This window comes from Polaribacter sp. HaHaR_3_91, assembly GCF_019278525.1.
Taxonomy (GTDB): domain Bacteria; phylum Bacteroidota; class Bacteroidia; order Flavobacteriales; family Flavobacteriaceae; genus Polaribacter.
In genome coordinates this window covers 1,724,661-1,747,963 of the sequence record NZ_CP058986.1, presented here as the reverse complement: position 1 = coordinate 1,747,963, position 23,303 = coordinate 1,724,661, and the positions used below count along the sequence as shown (strand labels likewise).

General features: G+C 29.1%; 17 protein-coding genes. 11 read left to right on the top strand and 6 right to left on the bottom strand.

From position 1 onward, the window contains the following. Positions 1-28: 28 nt before the first annotated feature. Together H0I27_RS07310 and H0I27_RS07305 are read left to right on the top strand one after the other, a co-directional pair. The gene (locus H0I27_RS07310) at positions 29-1,855 is read left to right on the top strand and encodes an ATP-binding protein (RefSeq protein WP_218733196.1); all 1,827 of its coding nucleotides are present in this window, start codon (positions 29-31) and stop codon (positions 1,853-1,855) included. Next, entirely contained in the window at positions 1,848-2,474 is a 627-nt protein-coding gene (locus H0I27_RS07305; protein ID WP_218733194.1) for a response regulator transcription factor, read from the top strand. Before H0I27_RS07310 ends, H0I27_RS07305 begins: the two co-directional genes overlap by 8 nt. Here the strand turns inward: H0I27_RS07305 and bcp are convergent. Beyond that, on the bottom strand, positions 2,471-2,923 hold the full coding sequence (gene bcp, locus H0I27_RS07300) for a thioredoxin-dependent thiol peroxidase (RefSeq protein ID WP_218733193.1): 453 nt from the start codon (positions 2,921-2,923) through the stop codon (positions 2,471-2,473). The genes H0I27_RS07305 and bcp overlap by 4 nt on opposite strands. Positions 2,924-3,174: 251 nt before the next feature. Here bcp and nth point away from each other — a divergent pair, with 251 nt between their 5' ends. Then, positions 3,175-3,837, top strand: a complete 663-nt coding sequence (gene nth / locus H0I27_RS07295; protein ID WP_208888968.1) for an endonuclease III — start codon at positions 3,175-3,177, stop codon at positions 3,835-3,837. A gap of 32 nt (positions 3,838-3,869) precedes the next feature. Here the strand turns inward: nth and H0I27_RS07290 are convergent, their stop codons facing one another. Both H0I27_RS07290 and H0I27_RS07285 read right to left on the bottom strand, forming a co-directional pair. Further along, positions 3,870-4,496 (bottom strand): SDR family oxidoreductase, encoded by a 627-nt coding sequence (locus H0I27_RS07290; protein WP_218733191.1) that lies wholly within the window; start codon positions 4,494-4,496, stop codon positions 3,870-3,872. A 304-nt stretch (positions 4,497-4,800) separates the two neighbouring features. Further along, the gene (locus H0I27_RS07285; RefSeq protein WP_218733189.1) at positions 4,801-5,388 is read right to left on the bottom strand and encodes an RNA polymerase sigma factor; all 588 of its coding nucleotides are present in this window, start codon (positions 5,386-5,388) and stop codon (positions 4,801-4,803) included. 216 nt (positions 5,389-5,604) lie between these two features. On the opposite strand from H0I27_RS07285, the gene uvrA reads away from it, so the two are divergent. Both uvrA and H0I27_RS07275 read left to right on the top strand, forming a co-directional pair. Continuing rightward, a complete protein-coding gene (gene uvrA / locus H0I27_RS07280; protein WP_218733187.1) occupies positions 5,605-8,397 on the top strand; it encodes an excinuclease ABC subunit UvrA in 2,793 nt (930 codons plus the stop codon). A gap of 402 nt (positions 8,398-8,799) precedes the next feature. Continuing rightward, on the top strand, positions 8,800-9,912 hold the full coding sequence (locus tag H0I27_RS07275) for an HTTM domain-containing protein (protein ID WP_218733186.1): 1,113 nt from the start codon (positions 8,800-8,802) through the stop codon (positions 9,910-9,912). A gap of 74 nt (positions 9,913-9,986) precedes the next feature. Here the strand turns inward: H0I27_RS07275 and H0I27_RS07270 are convergent, their stop codons facing one another. Next, entirely contained in the window at positions 9,987-11,069 is a 1,083-nt protein-coding gene (locus tag H0I27_RS07270; RefSeq protein ID WP_218733184.1) for an HmuY family protein, read from the bottom strand. 28 nt (positions 11,070-11,097) lie between these two features. Beyond that, positions 11,098-13,227, bottom strand: coding sequence for a TonB-dependent siderophore receptor (locus H0I27_RS07265; protein ID WP_218733182.1), 2,130 nt, complete (start codon positions 13,225-13,227; stop codon positions 11,098-11,100). A gap of 96 nt (positions 13,228-13,323) precedes the next feature. Here H0I27_RS07265 and H0I27_RS07260 point away from each other — a divergent pair, with 96 nt between their 5' ends. From H0I27_RS07260 to H0I27_RS07240, 5 genes are read left to right on the top strand one after another with little or no spacing between them, the layout of a single operon-like run. Then, complete coding sequence (locus tag H0I27_RS07260; RefSeq protein ID WP_218733180.1) at positions 13,324-14,226, top strand: DUF6607 family protein; 903 nt, start codon at positions 13,324-13,326, stop codon at positions 14,224-14,226. Between the two features lie 3 nt (positions 14,227-14,229). Then, on the top strand, positions 14,230-15,738 hold the full coding sequence (locus H0I27_RS07255; protein WP_218733178.1) for an ankyrin repeat domain-containing protein: 1,509 nt from the start codon (positions 14,230-14,232) through the stop codon (positions 15,736-15,738). Positions 15,739-15,747: 9 nt separating this feature from the next. Continuing rightward, on the top strand, positions 15,748-16,239 hold the full coding sequence (locus H0I27_RS07250; RefSeq protein WP_218733176.1) for a DUF2271 domain-containing protein: 492 nt from the start codon (positions 15,748-15,750) through the stop codon (positions 16,237-16,239). 11 nt (positions 16,240-16,250) lie between these two features. Next, positions 16,251-18,443, top strand: a complete 2,193-nt coding sequence (locus tag H0I27_RS07245) for a PepSY domain-containing protein (protein ID WP_218733175.1) — start codon at positions 16,251-16,253, stop codon at positions 18,441-18,443. Between the two features lie 11 nt (positions 18,444-18,454). Further along, positions 18,455-18,808, top strand: a complete 354-nt coding sequence (locus H0I27_RS07240; protein ID WP_254712631.1) for a DUF6686 family protein — start codon at positions 18,455-18,457, stop codon at positions 18,806-18,808. A gap of 82 nt (positions 18,809-18,890) precedes the next feature. On the opposite strand, the gene H0I27_RS07235 is transcribed toward H0I27_RS07240, so the two are convergent. Next, positions 18,891-22,013: a S41 family peptidase gene (locus H0I27_RS07235; protein WP_218733173.1), complete on the bottom strand. Its 3,123-nt coding sequence runs from the start codon at positions 22,011-22,013 to the stop codon at positions 18,891-18,893. A 182-nt stretch (positions 22,014-22,195) separates the two neighbouring features. Between H0I27_RS07235 and H0I27_RS07230 the strand changes: the two genes are divergently transcribed. Then, positions 22,196-23,290 carry a hypothetical protein gene (locus H0I27_RS07230; protein ID WP_218733171.1) on the top strand — a complete coding sequence of 365 codons (1,095 nt, stop codon included), beginning with the start codon at positions 22,196-22,198 and terminating at the stop codon, positions 23,288-23,290. Positions 23,291-23,303: the final 13 nt, after the last annotated feature.

Here is a 23,303-nt window from a genome sequence, read left to right as displayed (position 1 = left end):
ACTTTAGTAGGGTATTTAAATTCTATTTGTGAAAATAAAACTAATCTTCCTCCTACTATTGCTCACTTTAAATTCTTTTTCACAAGAGGAATCTTCTTCAATATATCATTCAATATCCTTTTTTAAACAACCTTCTAAAAATGCTGTTTCCATTTCAGAAATTATAAAAAACTATGAATTAGGTAATTTTGAAAAGGAAGAGCATCCTAAAATTTATAAACATTTAGGAGGAAATACTTTATGGAATCACTTTTCATTATTACCAGCAACTTCAACAAAAACAGCATACAAGTACTTTACAATTGCAAACCCATATTTGCCTTATGGAAAAATTTATTTAAAAAAGGAAAATCAAATCGACACACTTTACAAAGTCTCTAATAACAAAGAATTTCCGCATAAAAATATTTTTTATAGATACCCTGTTTGGAAAATACCAGTAGATAATAATATAAAAACAGATGTTTTTCTGGAGGTTAAAAATAAGGATACTAGAACAAGAATGTCTTTCTTTTTAGAAACAGAAAATCAATTTTTAAAGCGTGTAGAAACAGAATATTTTTATTTCGGAATGTTTATCGCGTTTCTAATTTCGATGGCATTTATACTGGTCTTTTTTGCCATTTTAAAAAAAGAGTACACTGTTTTATTTTATCCATTATATATTTTTACTGTTTTAATAGAATTTCTAGCAGGTAAAGGAATTGGAGTACAATATTTCTGGTCAGGAAGTGAGTTTGCTATCAACAATATTAGAAGTATTAGCCAAACAATAGGAGTAGCTTGTATTGGTTTTTTTTATCTGAAGTTTTATAAATTAAATAAATCTCAAGTAATTCCTAAACTACTTTTTAAGATAGGAGCCTACATTGCCTTAACACTTTTACTATTCTATATCTATAAATTTTTATTTGGCGGATTAATTGTTTTATACCTCTATGTTTGGACAATCTTAAAAGTAATTGCTTTTATTTGGGTACTAAATCACCTCTATTTAACCATTACAAAACAACTACCAATTTATTTAGTTATCGCTTTTATACTGCCAATTTTAGCAATAATAAGTGGTCAAATTATAAACCCAAGTGTCCACAATAGTTTGTATATAAAGTTTAGCGGATCTACAATTTATTATATCACGTTGGTTATAGAAATATTACTATTTACTCGATTTATTTTTGGTTCGGTCATAGAAACTCAATTTAAATATTTTAAACTCAAAAAAGTGAGTAATGAATTAAAATATAATTTTCAAAATAAAACATTAGCCTTTCAACACACAGAAAGAAACAACTTAGTAAATAATGTTCATGATACTTTTGGAGGATATTTAGAAGCTTTAAAACTACGTTTATTACAGAAAGATGAAAAAACACCAGAAAAAGTAGAAGAAATTTTAGATGCTTTTTATAAAGATTATAGATATTTATTAAACAGCTTATACGCACCAAAAGTAAATGCAGATAATTTTATTGATAGTTTAATAGAATTCTGTACTAAAATAGACCATTTAACAAAACACAAAATCAGTTATAATTTCAACCTTAAAAACATCGAATTATCGCAAGATAAATGTGTACACTTATATCGAATAATCTCTGAGCTTACTACAAATGCTATAAAATACTCTAAAGCTTCAGAAATTAAAATAACGCTAAACCAACATAAAAACCAACTAGTTACACTAAAAGTAAATGATAATGGAATTGGTTTTGATGAAAAAATAATAACCAAGAAAGGTTTGGGTTTAGAAAGTGTAAAAAACAGAGTAAAACAAATTAACGGAACTTTACAAATAAACACCAATAAAAAAGGTTCTAATTTCGAAATCAATATCCCCATTACAAATGACTAAAACCCCAATAAGAATAGTTATTGCAGACGATAATCGTTTTTTTTGTGATGCTTTAAAAGACAGCTTAAATGTTCATTCGGAATTAAATGTGACCAATACTTTTATCACACTAAAAGAACTAATTGTATTTACAAATTATCAAAACTTAGATGTTTTAATCTTAGATGTAAATTTTAATGGAACATGTTCTTTAGATTTTATTGATGAAATAAAAAAAGTAAATAATCATTTTAAAATCATTGCATTAACCACCATGAATAATAATTTCATCAAAGAAAAAGCGATAAATAAAGGGGTAGATGTTTTTGTAGGAAAAGATGAAGACTTACAAAATTTTAAAAAGGTAATTCTAAATTGTTTCGTTCATCAATCTATAAAAAAAGGTAAAACCTCCTCAAAAATAAATATTGATAATTACACGTTTACAAAACGAAAGTTAGAAATATTACAGGCATTATTTGTGCATTCTGATAAAAATGAAAAAGAACTTTCTGCAATATTACATATTACAGAAAGTTCTTTAAAATCTCATAAAAGAGAGCTATTTGAAATTACGAATACAAAAAGTACTCCTGAACTCATAAAATTCGGAATTCAGAAATCGTTAATCATTGCTTAATCTAAAATCTGAGCAGCATGTGCCTTTGTTTTTACTTTTAAGATAATATCTTCAATCACTCCTTTTTCATCAATTACAAAAGTAGTTCTGTGAATTCCATCATATTCTTTCCCCATAAACTTCTTTGGTCCCCAAACATTAAAAGCTTCAATTACAGCTTTGTCTTCATCTGCTAAAAGCGGAAAAGGCAATTCATTTTTATTGATAAAATTTTGTTGTCTTTTTTCAGAATCTGCACTTACACCTAAAACATCATATCCTTTTGCTAAAAAAGATTGATAGTTGTCGCGTAAATCACAAGCTTCGTTAGTACAACCTGGAGTGCTTGCTTTTGGGTAAAAGAATAAAACTAATTTTTTACCTGTATAGTCAGAAAGTTTAATGATATTTCCTGCGTTGTCTTTTGCTTCAAACTGCGGAGCGTTATCTCCTATTTTTAGTGATGTCATTTTTTTATTTTTAATTACAAAGATACAAAGTAACAAAGTATTCTTGAAGTCTAAAGTAGGTAGCTTAATAAATAGTGAATATGTTTTTAAAGTGCCATTTTAATCATCCATAAATCAATTAAAGTTTCTAATATCACACTGAGCTTGTCGAAGTGTATTTTTTTCAATCTAAAAGTTAATTCATAAAAACAAATAAGGTTTCAACTAGAACTTTGTAACTTGCAGACTTGTAAATTTTGTAACTTCAAATAATGACAAAAAAAGAAAAAGTACAATTTGTAATTGACACACTTCAAGAAAAATATCCTGAAATACCAGTTCCTTTAGACCATAAAGATCCTTATACGTTATTAATTGCTGTTTTATTGTCTGCGCAATGCACAGATGTTAGAGTAAATAAAATAACACCTTTATTGTTCGCTAAAGCGGATAATCCTTTTGATATGGTAAAAATGACCGTAGAAGAAATTAAGGAAATTATTCGTCCTTGTGGTTTATCACCAATGAAAAGCAAAGGAATTTACGGATTGTCTAAAATTTTAATTGAAAAATATGATGGAGAAGTTCCGCAAACTTTCGAAGGTTTAGAAGAATTACCTGCGGTTGGTCATAAAACGGCTGGAGTTGTATTGAGTCAAGCTTTTGGTATACCTGCTTTTCCCGTTGATACTCATATCTTAAGATTAATGTATCGCTGGAACTTAAGCAACGGTAAAAGTGTTGCACAAACAGAAAAGGATGCAAAACGATTGTTTCCAAAAGAAATTTGGAACGATTTACATTTACAAATTATTTGGTACGGAAGAGAATATTCTCCTGCTCGTGGTTGGGATTTAGATAAAGATATTATTACAAGTACAGTTGGTAGAAAATCTGTTTTAGACGAATATCATAAAAAAAATAATACACCTTAATTAAGGTGTATTATTTATACTAAAAAGAAGTTTTATGAACTAGGTATTGCTTCACCTATTAACGTTTCTCCTGCTATTATTTCAAAAGTATTATTAACAGCTGCAGTGTCATATAAAGCATGTACTAAAGTTTGTGCAACATCATCTCTACTAATTTCTCCATGTTTGTTTAATTTACTACTCAACTCTATTTTACCTTTCCCTTTTTCATTATTTAATGCTCCAGGTCTCACAATAGAATAAGGTAATTTACTTTCTCTTAAATAAACATCTGCATTTTGTTTTGCCTTTAAATAATCTTTAAGTTTGTCTGAACTTTCTGGATTATCTGCCCCCATAGAACTTAACATTACAAACTTTCTAACTTTTGTATGCTTACCAGCGTCTATTAATTTTTTAGCACCTTCTTGATCTACTGCTACTACTTTTTTGCCACCAGAACCGGCAGCGAAAATAATTTTATCAATATTTTCTGTTGTAAATGAAACGTCCTTTTCTAAATCTGCTAAAACAGTGGTTACATTTTCATCTTCAAATTGCTTTTTCTGACTCTCTTTACGAACCATAGCAATTGGATTAAAATATTGTGATTTTTGTAATAAGTTTACTATTTTTTTTCCTGTGGTACCATTGGCACCTGCTACTAATATATTTTCCATGATTGCAAGTTCCGTAAAAGTCAAAGACTATATTAACTCATATAACATAAAAAAAGATGCATACAAAAAAAAGCCCCAACGTTAGTTGAAGCTTTTTCCTCTCTTAATTCAAATTCAATTCAATGAAGTCTTTTGATTTCGTTTTTACAAAAGTTAGCGATTTGGAAAAATTAATCAAAAATTGAACTGTTTCTTGTTTGGGTTGCATCTGTAAATCAGAAGGCTTTTTTGAGTAAAGTTGCATCATATAGTTTGTTTAATAAATTGGTTATAAACTACTAACGACAACTTTTTTCATTTATTGTTAATCTACTAAAATAATTTTATGTTTCTCTATTAACTTACGCATATTTATAAGTGCATAACGCATTCTACCCAATGCAGTATTGATACTAACACCTGTATTTTCGCTAATTTCTTTAAAACTCATATCTTTATACATACGCATTACCAAAACCTCTTTTTGCTCTTCTGGCAATTCATTTATAAGTTCTCTAACATCCGTATGAATCTGATCTTTTATAATTTGTTTTTCAGCATTTAGGTTTCCATCACCTAAAACAGAAAAGATATCAAACTCATTTGTATTCTTAAAGGAAGGCATTCTATTGGTTTTTCTAAAATGATCTATCACCAAATTATGAGCAATTCTCATAACCCAAGGTAAAAACTTACCCTCTTCGTTATAGTTTCCTTTTTTTAAAGTTCTAATAACTTTTATAAACGTGTCTTGAAAAATGTCTTCTGTAATATCTCTATCGTGTACTTTACTATATATAAAGCTAAACAATCTTTGCTGATGTCTTTTTATTAAAACTGCTAAAGCAGCTTCATTACCTTTAATGTAATCGCTTACTAAAGTACTATCTGTATTTGAGTTTTTCTGCGTCATAACTACTATTGAAGAACAAGTTGCTCTTCTTTTTTTATTATTAAATTAATAATTTAAAAGTAGTTTTTTATGTATATGCGTCTAATTTAGTGGTGCTTATGAAAGCCAAATATCAATATTATTTTTTAAATCGACAAATATTTTAACAAAATTCATTCACATTTCTTTCAAAATGGTTTAAAAAAACGGTATTTTTATAGCTTATATTTTTCATGAATGAAGACTGACATTTCTAAAGTAAATCCGAAAGAAAATATTATTATTAAAGGAGCTAGACTCCACAACCTAAAGAATATAGATGTAGTTATACCAAGAAATAAATTGGTGGTAATTACAGGTCTTTCTGGTTCTGGAAAATCTTCTTTAGCTTTTGATACGCTATATGCAGAAGGTCAAAGACGTTATGTAGAGAGTTTATCTTCTTATGCGCGTCAGTTTTTAGGAAAATTACACAAACCAAAAGTAGATTATATTAAAGGTATTGCACCAGCAATTGCCATTGAGCAAAAAGTAAACTCTACAAATCCACGTTCTACCGTAGGAACCTCTACAGAAATTTACGACTATATAAAATTATTATACGCAAGAATTGGTAGAACCTTCTCTCCTATTTCAGGAAAAGAAGTTAAAAAAGATACCGTTTCTGATGTTGTTAATTTTGTAAAAGAGTTTGATGATAAAACAAAACTGTTATTATTAGCACCTATTACAATTGATGAAAACCGTGATTTAAAAACGGTTTTACAAGTTTTAGAGCAACAAGGATATGCGCGTTTAAAATGGAATGACAAAGTATATAGAATATCAGATTTTCCGCAAGCAGAATTTAAAAATGAACTTTTATATTTAGTAGTAGATAGAATTGTAACAAAAGATGATGAAGATTTTTACAACCGATTAGCAGATGCTATTCAGACTGCTTTTTTTGAAGGAAAAGGCATTTGTTTTATAGAAAATTTAGAAGACAATAAAGTTGCTGAATTTAGCAATAAATTCGATTTAGACGGCATTTCTTTCTTAGAACCTAACACGCATTTATTTAGTTTTAACAATCCCTATGGTGCTTGCCCAACTTGTGAGGGCTATGGAAATGTAATTGGTATTGATGAAGATTTGGTCATCCCAAATACTGGTTTATCAATTATGGAAGATTGTATTTTTCCATTTAAAACACCTTCTTATATACATTATAAAGAAGACTTAATAGATGTTGCGTATCAATTTGATATTCCTATTCACAAACCTTGGTTTCAACTTACAGAAGAACAAAAAGAATTAGTTTGGAACGGAAATAAATCATTCAACGGAATTCATCATTTCTTTACCGTTTTAGAAGAAAAGAGTTATAAAATACAGAACAGAGTCATGCTTTCTCGCTACCGCGGAAAAACAAAATGTACATCGTGTAACGGAAAACGTTTAAGGCATGAAACTAATTTTGTTAAAATAAATGAAAAGACAATATCCGATCTAGTAACGCTTCCTTTAGATGAATTAGCAGTCTTTTTTAAGAACATCAAACTAGACAAATACGAAGAAAAAATAGGAAAACGTTTGTTAACGGAAATTAACAATCGTTTGTTATTTTTAACCGATGTTGGCTTGTCTTATTTAACCATTAACAGAACCTCTAATACACTTTCTGGAGGTGAAAGTCAGCGTATCAATTTAGCTACTTCATTAGGGAGTTCTTTAGTAGGTTCTATGTATATTTTAGACGAACCTAGTATTGGTTTGCATCCAAAAGATACCGAAAGATTAATTGGTGTTTTAAAAGATTTACGAGATCTTGGAAATACCGTTGTAGTCGTAGAACACGACGAAGATATTATGCGAGAAGCCGATTATATTATTGATATTGGTCCGGAAGCAGGTACTTATGGCGGACATGTAGTTGCCGAAGGAAATTTTGACGAAATCTTAAAATCAGAATCTTTAACCGCTAAATATCTAAACGAAGAATTAAAAATTGAAGTACCTACAAAACGTAGAACTTCTAGAAATAAAATACAAATTATTGGTGCTAGAGAAAACAATTTAAAAAATGTAGATGTTACATTTCCTTTAAATTGTTTATCGGTAATTACAGGCGTTTCTGGTTCCGGAAAAAGTACGTTGGTTAAAAATATTTTGTATCCAACCATGCAAAAAAAACTGATTGGTCATGGAGAAAAAATCGGTCAGCATACAGAAGTAAAAGGAGATTTTGACACTCTAAAACATGTAGAATTTATCGATCAGAATCCTATTGGACGTTCTTCTCGTTCTAATCCCGTAACGTATATAAAGGCTTATGATGACATTCGTTCACTATTTGCAAATCAGAAATTATCGGGTATTAGAAACTACAAACCAAAACACTTCTCTTTTAATGTAGAAGGCGGTCGTTGCGAGGTTTGTAAAGGTGAAGGAGAAGTTACTATCGAAATGCAATTTATGGCAGATGTGCATTTAGAATGCGATGTTTGTAACGGAAAACGCTTTAAAAAAGAAGTTTTAGAAGTAAAGTTCGATGGAAAATCGATTGATGATATTTTAAACTTAACCATCGATGATGCTGTTGCTTTTTTCTCGGAAAATTTAGTTCCTAAAATAGCGAGTAAATTAAAACCGTTGCAAGATGTAGGTTTAGGTTATGTACAATTAGGGCAGTCTTCTTCTACTCTTTCTGGTGGAGAAGCGCAACGTATAAAATTAGCGTCGTTTTTAGTTAAAGGAAACACCAAAGACAAAGCATTATTCATTTTTGATGAACCTACAACAGGTTTACATTTTCATGATATTAAAAAGTTATTGGCGTCGTTTAATGCCTTAATCGAAAAAGGGCATTCCATAATCGTCATAGAACATAATATCGAATTGATTAAATGTGCAGATTATATAATTGATTTAGGTTTAGAAGGAGGTAAAAATGGTGGAAACCTTATTTTTGAAGGAACTCCAGAAAAATTAGCTAAAAATAAGGAGTCTTATACAGCTAAATATTTGGCGGAGAAACTAGTTTATTAGAAGCTATTTCCTGCTTTACACTATATCTTTTTATAGCCGTCATTGCGAAGTTTACTTTTTTGTAAACTGTAGCAATCCCTTAATTAAGGAGATTGCTTCGTTCCTCGCAAAGACACCTATTAATAAAGGCTATAAAAAGGATGTCATTTCAATCAGGGCTAGACTTGTTTGCAAACAAGGTGAAAAGGAGCGTTTATTTATCATTCCGAGTAGAAAATAAAGAGTAATCTAAAAAAAATGGAGTTATAATGATGAGATTTCTAATTAGTTTATCTTGAGCGGAGTCGAAAGGCTGAAAAACTTATTTAGAAATGACAAGCTTTATAAAAATAAAATAAATAGATTATAAAGACCTCTCAGGTTTTTTAAAACCTGAGAGGTCTGGTTCAATAAATAATTAAGATGATCACAAATCTAACAGACAAACAGAAAATAAACTGGGTAAGAATCCTTGCTATTCTTGCTGTTTTAATAATGATGGTGTACGCTCCAAAATTATGGGTCACCACAAAAAACTTCCCAATAATCCCGTTATTCGATTGGTTGCCAGTACCAACATATCCGTTCGATTATATTTTAGCCGGATTCTTTTTTGCGATACAAATTGTCTACATTTTTCAGAATAAAAGATGGCAAGGTTGGACTATTCTTGGTTTATATCTCTTTTTAGCGCTCGTAGATCAAAACCGACTACAGCCCTACTTTTATCAGAGTTTTTTAACCATTTTTGCAATAGAAGTTTTCAATAGAAAAGCAAATCCAAAGAAAATATTATACGCCATTATCCTTATCTTTTTCGCTACTTATTTTTGGAGCGGAATTCAGAAATTAAATGAAGCCTTTTATATACAGTGGTTGGGTGCTATCAATAAACATTTTAGTTTTTTACCTCAATGGTTTTTAGTTGCTTTTACGTATGCTGTGCCTTGGTTAGAAGCTTTAATGGGCATTTTATTGCTCTTTAATAAAACAAGAAAATTTGGAGTCGTGTTTATTCTTTTAATGCACGGTACAATTACCGTTTTACTCTTTTATTTAGGATATGGTTACAATGTGGTGCCTTGGAATATTCAGAACATGGTAAGTGTGGTAATTCTATTCTGGACGTTAAAAACATCGAACGCCTTTGAGTTTTTTATACAGTTTTTCAATACGCAAAAATTGGCCATTTTGGTTTTTACGATTATGCTGCCGTTAGCAAACAACCTAACTGGTTTTTATGACAATCTGTTATCATTTCATTTTTTTACAGCAGATTTAAAATATTACATTATTTATCTTGATGAAGAATTGCAAGAAAAACTGCCAGAAAGCGCACAAAGTTTCTATAGAACTTTTGAAAGTAAAACTTATATAAACGTTATAGAATGGTCTACCGACCAAAACAAAGTTTTGTTTTATCCAGAAGATAGAGCCATCGAATATTTAGATACTTATCTGCGTTCTTTTGCCGAAGATCCAGATAAAGAAGGTTTAACAGAATTGGTAAATTACAACCAAGTAATTAAGAAATAAAAAAGCCATTTAAACTTTCGTTTAAACGGCCTTTCCAACTAAAATAACAATCTAAAGATTGCTGAGGGACTATTTTATTGTAATAAACTATATACAAATTCAGGATATCCACGCTCTCCTGCTTCATTAGTTAGTGCTAAAAATTTTAATTTATATAAATTACCATCAGTATCATTAACAACATAAAACACATTGTCTTTTAAAGAAGGTAAACTACCTGGTCCTCCTCCATTTCTCCAACTACTACCAATACTTCTTTGGTCTGTAGTAAATTTTGTAGCCTCTACATCGGTAATAGAAAAATCTTCATAAGTAAACCCATCTTCTTCTGTATCTAGCATATAAACTTTGGCATCTGATTTTATATTATTTGTTACATAATCTGGATATACATAAGGTCCTGCAGTAGGAATTAAGTTTGTGAAAATTGTAAAATTTAAATCCCATTCGTTTTTTAAAGGTTCTACACTAACTTCATTTTCAGTATTAAAACTAAAAAAAGTAAAATGATATGCTTCTTTTTTAGAGATAGTAATTTCTTTGTGTGTAGTAGCATCTAAATCAGCATACTGTAAGATATAATTGTTAGCATCTTTCAAGATTCTAATTTTTTTCCAACCTCTAGCTTCTCCATTTGCCGAATAGCTACCTGTTGCAGGTGAAGTTGTATCTACTTCATACCCAAGATTTACTAAATATACTTTGTTCTCAGAATCCGTATCAGAAATTTCAGAAATCGCAGTTTCAAGAATATCTCCATTTGGAGCATCAACAAAAGGAACACTTTCATCTGTATACGTATTTGTTCTTACCAATGGTTGTAAATCGATTACTTCTTGATCGGAAGATTTAACAGCATCAATATTTGTTGTAGATAGTTCAGCGGTTGCCATAGAAATTGATCCATTTAAGCTAACTCTAAATTCTGATCCTGAATAGAAACCTAAATCCCAAGAATCTCTTTTTACAACAGTAGTTGTATTTGTACTTAAGTCTACATATACTTGATTTGGTTCATTTGGTCCACCAACTTCAGGTGAAATAGCTGCTCCGTCTATAACTACAACTATTGGTGCTATTGGTGCATCTTCAGAGTCACAACTTGTAAAAGAAAATACAGCTGCACATAAAATAAAAGTTAAAAATTTGTTTGTCATGATTTTAATGTTTGGTAATTATTAGTGTTTAAAAATTAAGGTTATATAATAGCTTTAAGTAATAAGAACGTCCGTAGCCCAATAACAAAGAATTGTTGTTAGAAGCATGTGCTACTCCGTCTGTGCTTGCATTACTAACATTTACGTTAGTAACATCAAATAAGTTTCTACCGCCTAAAGTGGCTTGAATTTTATCATTAAAGAATGATTTTTTGATAGAAGCATCTACCCAATTATAAGCGCTTGTGGTAGATTCAGAAAATACAGCATTCCCTTTATCATCTACACCAGATGAAATATAATTTTGCTGATTACCATTGTGTTTAAACAATACAGTAAGTGCTGTTTTCCATTTTTTGATGTTATAATTGGCACTTGTATTTAATTGAAAAGAATATAAAAAGTCGTTTTCTGCATGTATTTCATTGGTAGCAATTCTAGAAATACCTTGTAAAGTAGCACCTAAATTAAAAGTCCAATTCTCTTTTTTAATACTATTTTCAGAAGAGATTCCCCATAACTTATAAGCATCAATATTAATGTATTGATATTGTAAAGGAGTAGGATTTACAATAGCCAAATCTATTTTATCGGCAACATCTAAATAACTAACTTTTAAAGTATTTAATAAAGACAACTCATTAAAGTAACTGTGTTTTTTTAGGTTGATAAACGCCGAAAAGCCATTTTCTGGATTTAGGTTTTCATTTCCTCGCACATCATGGTTAGAATCTACAAAGTAATAGTACAACTCTTCAAAATTTGGCGTTCTGTAAGATGTACCAATGTTACCACGCAACTCAAAACCATTATTCATTAAATAACGAGCACTAATAGACGCTAATACTTTAGACTTAAATAAAGAATTATATTCATAACGTATTCCAGGTCTTAGTAAAAATGCATCAGAAAACTTAAATTCGGCAGAACCATAAAAAGCATAATTACTCTGAGATTGCGTCTTATCTTGTTGTGTAACATCGCCAGAAGCTTGTGTATCAAAACCATTGATAAACCTTGTTTCGTATCCTAATTGAAAATTAAATAAATCACTCTTAACAAGGTTGTTAATACTTCCTTTAGAAAAGAAAACTTTACTAGATTGATATACATCATCCGTTTCATTACTTTTTTCTCTACTTAAAATGTAGTAGTTAAACTCGTTTAAATAACGTTTTTGTTGCTGGTAAGAAAGTGAAACATTGTAATTAGCGCCTGTGTTTAAACTCCCTACAAGATTTAAGTTGTTTACAAACCGATGCGTTCTAAAAACTCTATCCGTTGCAGACGGATTACTCGTTTGCGCCTGTGTATCTATATTTGCTCTAACCGCTTCATCATAATAATTTATTAGCTCATTAAAGTATTCAAATTTGTAAAACAGCTTAAAATTTTCTTTTTGATATTGTACAAAAGCAGTTGAATTAAATTGTTCTTTTGGTAACCAATCATATCCTCTTAAACCATCATTTTGATAATAGTTTTTTCCTTGTCTATCATTAAAAAAGCCTGCAAACTGATTGCGGTTTACACCAACTCTAGCAAACCAATTCTTATCTATATTATGAGATATATTAAATGCTTGTATATGCCTTCCTTCATCAAACCAAGCATATTCATCACTTACCGTTTCTTCTTGTAAAGAAGCATTAATATTCCACTTATTTTTTATCGATTTTTTAGTAATAATATTGATCACTCCAGATACCGCATTTGCGCCATACTCTACGCCCATTGCACCTTCTACAATTTCTATTCGCTCTATATCATCTAAATTTACTTGCGTTAAATCGATGTTATTTCCAAGTCCATTATCACTTACTAAAGGAATATTATCAACCAAAATATTAAAATATTGAGCATCTAATCCGAAGAAAGAAATCGTAGACTTACCTGTTTGAGAACTAGGTACAATTGTTAAGTTTAAATTAAAGTTTAATAAATCGGCTAAATTATTGGCTGCCTGACTTTCTATTTGTGCTCTTTTTATAACAGTAACATTATGTACAGATTTTTTTACAGATTGAGGATTGTACTGCCCAGTAACCACAACTTCATCTAAAACAGTTATTTCTGTTGAATCCTTTTTTACTTCTTGACTAAAAGTAGCAATAGAAAACATTAGTAATACAACTGTAATTTCTTTATTTAGAAACATTCTTAATAATTTTCGACAAATATATACCTTATTTTTAATCAGTCTAAATAAATTGTATATTTTTGTAAAAATATTTATAACCAAAAATTTTAAAAAATGAATAAACTATTATTGAGTACACTACTACTTTTCCTTTCCATTTCTGTAAATGCACAAAGCAAGAAAAAGAAAGATCAAAATGCGATAAAAGAAATGTGTGGTTGTTTTGAAGTAACCTTCAATTTTGCTGAAACTTTTAATTATAGTAAAGACTCCACTTACAAACCTTCTAAAACTAAAGTAGATAAAGGTTTAGAATGGGCTGGTTTGGTAGAAGATAGTAATAACAAAATATCAATTCAACATTTATTACAAGTTGGTAACCCAAAAGACCCAATGATTATTAAACACTGGCGACAAGATTGGTTGTATGAAAACAACGATTTCTACATGTATAATGGTGATAATAACTGGACTTTTGAGCAAAAAAGTAAAAGCGACATAAAAAAACAATGGACACAAAAAGTATATCAAGTAGATGACAGTCCGCGTTACGAAGGTTCTGGAACTTGGGTTCATGTAGACGGAAAAAGCTATTGGGAAAACGAAACTACCGCTCCTTTACCAAGAAGAGAATACACCAAAAGAAGCGATTATAACATCACTTTAAGAGGAAACAGACATGAAATTACAAGCTACGGTTGGCTTCATGACCAAGATAACAGTAAAATTATCCGTGAATCGGGAAAAGAAGATGTTGTTTTAGCTAAAGAAAAAGGATACAATACGTACGTAAAAGTTGATGATAGCAAATGTAAAGCGGCTTCTGACTGGTGGAAAGCAAACAATAACAAATGGCAGTTAGTTAGAAATAAATGGAACGAAGTTTATGGTAGAAACACCAATTTATCTTTAGAAACTAAAGTTGAGTTTAAAGAACTTTACAAACATTTATTTTCTGATGAAACAACAAAAGAAAAAGAAATTAATACCATAATAGAATCATTTGTAAAAAAATAAAAAATGAAAAGAACTAAACTAATAGCCCTTGTTGCTATATTATTTATTAGCACAGTAGTTGTAGCACAAAGAAAACAACAGCAATCATCAAATATATTTTTAGATAGAGATTTTTGGGATACAAACCCAAGCATCGAGATTATTGATCAAAAAATAGCACAAGGTAACAACCCAAGTGAAGCCAATAAAGGTGGTTTTGATGGTGTAGTATATGCTATTTTGCAAAAAGCACCAAATGCATCCATTAAATATTTACTTTCTAAAGAAGGGAATGATGTTAACAAAATTACACACGATAAGCGAACATATGTTTTTTGGGCTGCCTATGCAGATAATTTAGAACTTACTGCTTACTTAATTAAAAACGGAGCGGATTTAAGTCTAAAAGATTCTCATCAATCTTCTCCATTAACGTTTGCTGCAAATGCAGGAAATACCAATACCAAAATCTATGATTTATTTATTGAAAATGGATTAGACATTGCAACCGACACCAACGGACACGGTGCAAACGCTTTACTTTTATTACTTCCGTCATTAAATAACTTAGATTTATTAGACTATTTTACATCAAAAGGATTGGCTTTAAACAGCACTGATAATGATGGAAACGGTGCATTTAATTATGTTGCTAAAAAAGGAAATAAAGAAATGCTAAACTTATTAATAAAGAAAGGTTTACCATACAAAAACTTAAATAAAAATGGTGAAAATGCACTTTTATTAGCAACAAGAGGTGGCCGTGGCGGTTACAATTCTTTAGCATTTTTTAAATACTTAAATAGCTTAGGTCTTGACGCAAATGTTACGAATAAAGACGGACAAAATGCATTTCATTTTTTAGCTTCTGGTAATAAAGACATTGCTACTTTTAATTATTTTTTAAGTAAAAATGTTGATATCAATCATGCTGATAAAGAAGGAAACACACCTTTATTAAACGCAACTGGTAGAAATTCTTTGGAGATTGTTACTTTTTTAACTGAAAAAACAAAGGATATTAATCACACAAACAAGCAAGGAAACTCTGCTCTTTCAGTAGCTGTAGAAAGAAACTCTAGTGATGTTGTGGCTTATCTAATTAACCAAAAAGCGAACATAAATGTAACTGACAAAGACGGAAATACTTTAGCGTACTATTTGCTTAATAGTTACAACGAAAGAAGAAATGATAATTTTGCTACAAAAAAGAACCTACTTGTTAAAAACGGATTAAAATTAAATCAAATTCAGGGTGGTAACAACACATTATTTCACTTTGCTTTAGACAATAAAAATATCAAATTATTAAAAGAAGTAAATTCTTATGGTATTGATGTAAACGCAAAAAATAACGAAGGTTATACGGCACTGCACTTAGCAGCTATGAAATCTAAAGACACTAAAATTATCAATTATTTATTAAGTATTGGTGCAGATAAAAATATAAAAAACGAATTTGAAGAATCTACTTATGATTTAGCTTTGGAAAATGAGTTATTAAAAAATACTGATATTAAATTTTTAAAATAAAACTTAAGAATGAAAACTAAAAATATATTTAAAATAACACCTATTATAATTGCAATCGCATTTGCATTGTTCAGTTTTAAAAGTAGCGAAACAAGTTCATACAAATGTATGATTCAGTTAACTAATTACACCGGAGAAGGAGCTTATATTGTAATTTCTCTAATAAATTCTGATGGAGAATATGAAGAAACCCTAAATGTGTTAGGAGACGATGATGAATGGTACTCTAACCTAGAAGAATGGTGGAAGTTTCAAGGAACAAAGCATAGCGATATTGATGCTATTACAGGAGCAACAATTAGTGGAGGAGAACGTGCTATTAGTGTTCTAAAAATTGATGACAGTAAAATTGATGCAGGATATAAAATCCGTTTTGAAACTTCTGTGGAAAACCAAGCATATTACAAAGATGATGTAGAGTTTGAATTAACATCAGAAAACGTTAAATCTAAAGTTGAAGGAAAAGGATTTATTCGTTATATAAGAATCATGCCACAATAAAAAAAATTATAATGACGATTTCCATTTGGAGATATAGCCACTTAACCCTGGCTATATCTTCTGCTTTATTTATTATTATCGCTTCTGTAACCGGAATTATATTGGCTTTCGAACCAATTTCTGATAAACTTTCTCCTTATGATGTTGTAGATATTAATACAGTTTCTATTCAAGAAACAATTGTTGTATTGCATCAAAAATATGATGAAGTAATCACCATAGAAGTTGATGAAAATGGTTTTGTAGCTGCAAATGTTGTTTTAACAAATGGTAAAAGCGCTACTTTTTACATCAACCCAAAAACAGGAGAAAAGATTGGAGATATCATAGAGAAAAAACCAATTTATGAATTTGCAACAAACCTACATCGTTCGTTATTTTTAAAATCTACGGGTAGGTTTATTATTGGATTTGTATCTTTTTTACTGCTGCTAATTTCTGTTACCGGAATTGTATTAATTGCAAAAAGACAAGGTGGTATTTCTAAATTCTTCTCTAAAATAATTAAAGAAGATTTTAATCAATATTACCATATTATTATTGGTCGATATACGCTAGTACCTATTATAGTAATTACATTAACAGGTGTATATCTATCTTTAGACCGTTTTTATGTATTACCAAAAGACAATAGTAAACATGTAGAAATTACACAAAATAAGACACTACAAAACAATGCTATTATTGATTTTTTTGAGTCTACAAAATTAGATGAAGTAAAAAGTATAGAATTCCCATTTTCTACAGATGAAGAAGATTATTACTATGTAAAACTTACTGATAAAGAAGTTGCTGTACATCAAATTACGGGACAAGTTATTAGCCTAAAAAAACAACCACTCGTTACTTTTGGTTCTTATTATAGCTTATTACTTCATACCGGAAAAGGCTCTATCTTATGGTCTATTGTTTTATTATTAGCTTGTTTTGCTATTTTATTCTTTATTTTTTCTGGCTTTGCCATGACTTTAAAAAGAAGGAAGAAAACTAGCTTGGTTAAAAATAATTTTACTAAAGATGAAGCCGAATATATAATTCTAGTTGGTTCTGAAACCGGAAGCACCTTTAATTTTGCTACTGCTTTTTACAAGGCCTTAATCGCTTCTGAAAAAACGGTATTTTTATCAGAATTAAACCAATATACAAGCTATAAAAAAGCAACAAATATTATCATATTTACAGCAACTTATGGTGAAGGAGAAGCCCCTATAAATGCGAAGAAATTTATTTCTAAAATTGAAAACACGTCGCAAAACAATCTCTTAAATTTCTCTGTAGTCGGTTTTGGTTCTAAAGAGTATACACAGTATTGTAAGTTTGCTATTTTGGTACATGCTCATTTACAAATGCAAGACAAATTCACTCCTATTCTACCTGTTTTTAAGATCAATAACCAATCTTTTTCTGATTTTAACCAATGGTTACAAGAATGGAATGCTTTCTATAAAACAACACTTATAGTAACCACAGAAAGTCTTTTAACAACAAACAAAAAAGAACAAGAATTTACGGTAATAAATAAAACACCTATTAATACTGATGATACTTTTTTAATTCAATTAAAGCCGAATAAAAAAACAACTTTCGAATCTGGAGATTTACTTTCTATTACTCCAAAAAATGAAACAAGAAGTCGTTTGTATTCTATTGCAAAAATAGATAATACTATTCTGTTAAGTATTAAGAAACATGAATTCGGACTTTGTTCTACTTATTTTAATAGTTTATGTAAAGCCGATAAAATGGTAGCAAGTATTCAAAAAAATACAGCATTTCATCTTCCAAAAAAAACAAAAGAAGTTATTTTAATTGCCAACGGAACTGGAATTGCACCTTTTTTAGGAATGATTAATAGAAAAAAATCAAATACAAAAACTCATTTATTTTGGGGAGGAAGAACAAAAGAGTCTTTTAAAATTTACAAAAACAATATACAGACAGCCATAGAAAATAATACGCTCAACTCGTTCCACGCTGCATATTCTCAAGAAGAAAAAGAGAAAATATATGTTCAAGATTTATTAATAAATCACGGAACACTAATTGCGAATACCATACATAATGGAGGTTTAATTATGATTTGCGGGTCTATATACATGGAAAAGGGAGTCACAAAAGCATTAGAAGAAATAACTAAAAAACATTTACAATCTTCATTACATAAATTTAAAGAAAACAATCAAATAAAAACTGACTGTTACTAAAAATTAAAACAATGTGTCAAAAATCTAAAATAATAGCTAGCGTTAAAAACGGAGAAATATCAATTTGTAAAGATTGTAATAATTATAACCTCATTTTTAATAATATCTTTTTTCAATTTGATAAAGAACAACTGAATAAGTTTAGAGAATATGTTGCAGAAATAGATGTTAATTATTGGTTAGACTATAGCGCAAACACAACACAAAAAAGAAAAATACCTGTACCTACTTTTCATCAGAATTTAGTGTTGGTTTTTGATACTTATGAAATTGAAGAACTTAAAATACTATTAGGGATTTACTCTGGTAATAAAAACAAAATGATATCTACGGCAGACATAGATTATTCTTTAATTTTAAATTAATAAAAAAAACTCAAGATTGAATTTAATCTTGAGTTTTTTATTAAAAATTATATATTTTTTGATATTTAACAACTAAAGAAAGCTACTTAATTTCTTTTAAAATAACATCAATAGCTCTATCTAATTGTGGTGTTTTATTTTCTAATCTATCAGTAAAACTTTTACCTACATAAATATCTGGCGAAACTCCATTTAGCTCTAAATCTTTACCATCTAAAGTATAACATCCCCAAGATGGTAATCTATAACTAGAACCATCTACTAAAGATTTACTGGTTGTAAAAATAATCCACCTATAAGTTTCTGTACCTATAATTTTACCTAAACCTAATTCTTTAAAACCTGCTGCTGTCATTTCTGCATCAGAAAGAGATTGTTCATTTATTAATAATACAATTGGCTTATTGCCGTAATTAAAGTTAGATTGACTTGCTAGTTTTCCTTCTCTATATTTCCAACTTAAATATTGTTTTTGTTGTAAAAAGTTAAGAACAGCATCGTGTACATTTCCTCCTGTATTATATCTTAAATCTAAAATTAAACCTTTTTTATAAGCTTCATCACTCATTAAATCTTCATAAAACTTAGTTAACTCACCACCACTCATATTTTTCATGTGTACATAAGCAATATTATTATTAGATTTTTGATCTACATATTTCTGATTTTCATTTTGCCAATCATCGTACATTAAATTTTTAATTTGCCCATAAGTTGTAGCATGTACAAAAACGGTAAACACTTTTTTTCCTCTAGAGAAAGTCAGTTTAATTTCTTCTTTAAAATCAGGATTTATAAAATAGGATTCTCTATTTTTATTCTTATCAATTTTTACATTATTTACAGAAATTAAAACATCATTTTTTCTGATATCTTTACTTTCAATATCTGTTGGACTATTTAAAACAATGCTTTCTACTTTATAGGGATTCTCATTATTAAAAATAATTCCTGTAGATGAAGTTTTGGTACCGTAATATGTTTTCTCTTCAGAACCTTTAGAATTAAATCCAAAATGTGATGTATTTAATTCTCCTAACATATCATTAAAAATTAAACGTAAGTCTGACCTTTTTGTAATAAAAGGTAAATACTTTTTATAACTATCTCTTAATTTTTGCCAGTTTTGTCCGTGAAAATTTTCATCATAAAAATTCTCTTCCATTCCTGCCCAAGCTTCAAAATACATTTGTTCAAATTCATTAGATAAAGTTTTATTAAATTTAAAATCAATCGAAATTGCTTTTAATTTATTAGAACTTAAATTTAAAGTTTGAATTGATCCGTTTACAAGTATATAATGTTTCTTTTTTATCGTTATTTGTTGATAATTAAAAACTCTTTTATCATCAATTTTAACGGTTTTATTTGCTTCAAATGGTTCTAATGTTGTTTTCCATAACTTATTCTCACCTTTATCATGATTAGATACATATAACACATGCGTCTTTTGTCCTTCATTTATAATTGTAATATTTTTTTGATTACCAAATCTTGGACTGATTCTAGTAAGCCTTGTCATTAAACCTTTTTGGTTTATTTGAACATTAACAGTTGTTTTATTTTCTTTTTTATTTGCTGTATCTTTTTTAGAAAATAATTCATTTGCCTTTTCCATTTTAAAAGGTTTTTCATATTTATCTAAAGCCATTTGGTATATTTTAGACTCACCATTTCCTCCACTAGGAAAGTTAGGAGCTGTTCTTTCTGATGAAAAATAAATATACTTTCCATCATTAGACCAAACTGGTCCAGATTCTGAAACCTTTGTATTGGTTAGGTTTATTTTCTTTTTAGTTTCTAAATTATATACTAAAATTTCTGCTTCAAAATCTTTGTAAGCATTATAAACGATGTATTTACCATCGGGTGAAAAATATGGTTTAGAGTTATAGAATCCCCAAAGTTCATCTTGTACAACTAAACTACTTTTAAAACTCTTTAAATCTATCGTATAAATTTCGTTTCTACCTCTTAAATAAACACCTTTAGAAATTTCTTTATTAAAAGTAATAAACCTATTATTCTTACTATTTTTTGTAATTTGTTTTGTTTCAGTTAAATTATTAACATCAACCGTAAACCAATTATAATAACCGTTATAAGATCTAGAATATAAAAGTGATGTGTTATTTTTTAACCATTTTACTTCTTCAACTGCTTCTGTTTTACTTGTAGGTATTTCTTTTACAAACTTCCCTTCAATATCAGAAATAAATAATTTCCCTCTAGATACAAATGCCATCTTTTTTCCATCAGGAGAAACATCAAAATAAGTAATTTCACCTTTTATATTGTATGATTGATTTTTATTAACGGTTGTATTATTGTTGATATTTATATTTAATTTATTCGATTTTTTTGAGGCTACATCATAGATATACAACTGATAATCTTTTCTAAACACTATTTTTTCTCCATTAGCACTCACTTTTGGCCACATAATAGAAGTATCAAACTCAGTGAGCTGTTTTTTAACACCATTATTTAAAGTATATAAATTATATTCTCCATTATATTCATCAGATTTAAAGTAAATATTTCCTTTAGAATCTATAGTTGCTCCAAAATCTTTTCCTTTATAAGAAGTGTGCTTTGTATACTTTTTAGTAGCTGTGTTGTACGATTTAATATCTGGGTTATAATCTCCTTTATATCTTTTTCTATTTGCATAACTTGAGCTTTCCCAAGATTCATTAAAGTAAATGTCTTTAGTTTTAGGATGCTGAACAACATTATGAATGGTATTAAAATAATGATTAAAGGTTCTTTTTGCTGTTTCTCCTTTAGTTGAAATAGTATAGTTTGTTGTTCTATTATATCTATTAGAAGCAAAATTAATTGTTTTACTATCCCAATTCCAAGAAGCAACTCGATCATCACTTTCATGAAAAGTAAGTTGTTTTATTTCACCTCCGTTTAAAGGCATTAAATACACATCATAATTACCATACTGATTACTAGAAAAAGCCAACCAATTTCCATCAGGAGAAACAGAAGGATCTGTCTCAGTTCCATCCATTGCAGTTAATCTAAAAGCAGTTCCTCCATCAGAGTTAACTCTCCATAAATCATCTTGATAACTAAAAACAACAACATCTCCATTAGGTGTTAATGTTGGTTTTAAAGTAAAATAAACATTCTCTTTTTGAGAAAAGAGAGAAATCGAAAATAAAAAAATACTAATTTTTAAAAAAAACTTCATTACTAATTAATTTGGTTAAGTTTTTAAAAGTAATCAATAATTTTTCTACAGTAAAATATCAAAAAGTTAAAGTTTTTTTTAACGAATTCTAATTCATAAGCAACGGATTCTAAAATCGGTAAAATCAACATCAACTTCTCCTCTACTTTTACAGTGTATTAACACTTAAAAACGTAGAAATTATGAAAACTATATTAAAAAAATCAGTATTTGCAGCAGGTATAATCTTATTAAGCAGCCCGTTTATTAGTTGTGATAATAAGAAAATAATAAAAGAAAATAAAGCAATAGTTCTTGCAGAAAATGTTGCTACTATTAAAAATGAAACTACTATAAAAATTACTTCTAGAGAACCCATTGTTTTTATTACAGGTTTTGACGTCGGAAATGAAACCTATTACACCAACGCTAGAGCTTATTTTGAAGAGAAAAACATCAAAATAATAGACGGACAATATTCTCTAGAAGAAATAATTGTTTGGCTAAATAAAAATGCTAACGAAAATCCTTACGGAGATGTTCATATTGTAAATAACAGCAACCCGTATAAAGGCATGAATTTAGAAACTATTGTTAAAGGTGATAAAATTACCGCAGCAACTTTAAGAAAAACGATAACTCAAGGTACTTTACCAACGCTAAAAAATGTAGTTAATAAAGATACTAAAATAGTTTTTCATGCTTCTGGATTGGTTGAAAACACAGCATTATTAAAAACGCTAAAAGACGCTTTATCGGCTCCAACATTACCAAAAGTTATTGCATCTCCTTATTACACCATTTTTAGTGGTAAATTTTCTAACTATTATTTAGCACAACCTTATTACGTATTTTATCCTACAGCTCATTCTCCTGGAAAAATAGATTTATCTAAAGAAATTGCGAATAAATATCCAGAAGAAAAAGACATTAACTGGTATGATGCTTTAAATAATGAAGAAGAAAGATATGTTGGCGATGCGTATACCACTCAGTTCTCTATACCAATTAAATGGGAGTTTGGTTACCACCATACAGATAATGAAATGCCAATATTTACTTCAGAAAAAGAGGTAATCGATTGGATTGAGCAAAACGAAGAATTAATGGTAGAAATTAATAACTATAACATTCCGTTAAATAAATACAGATGGACATGGAATAGTAAAAACAGTACCTTAATTATTAGAGGTAGAACAACGGGTTTGGTGGTATTAAAACCCTTAATTAAACCGTATGGAGATTTAAAACACATAGAGCCAGACACCAATAACAAACGTTTGTATGCTATAAAGTAAATTGAAATAGAAA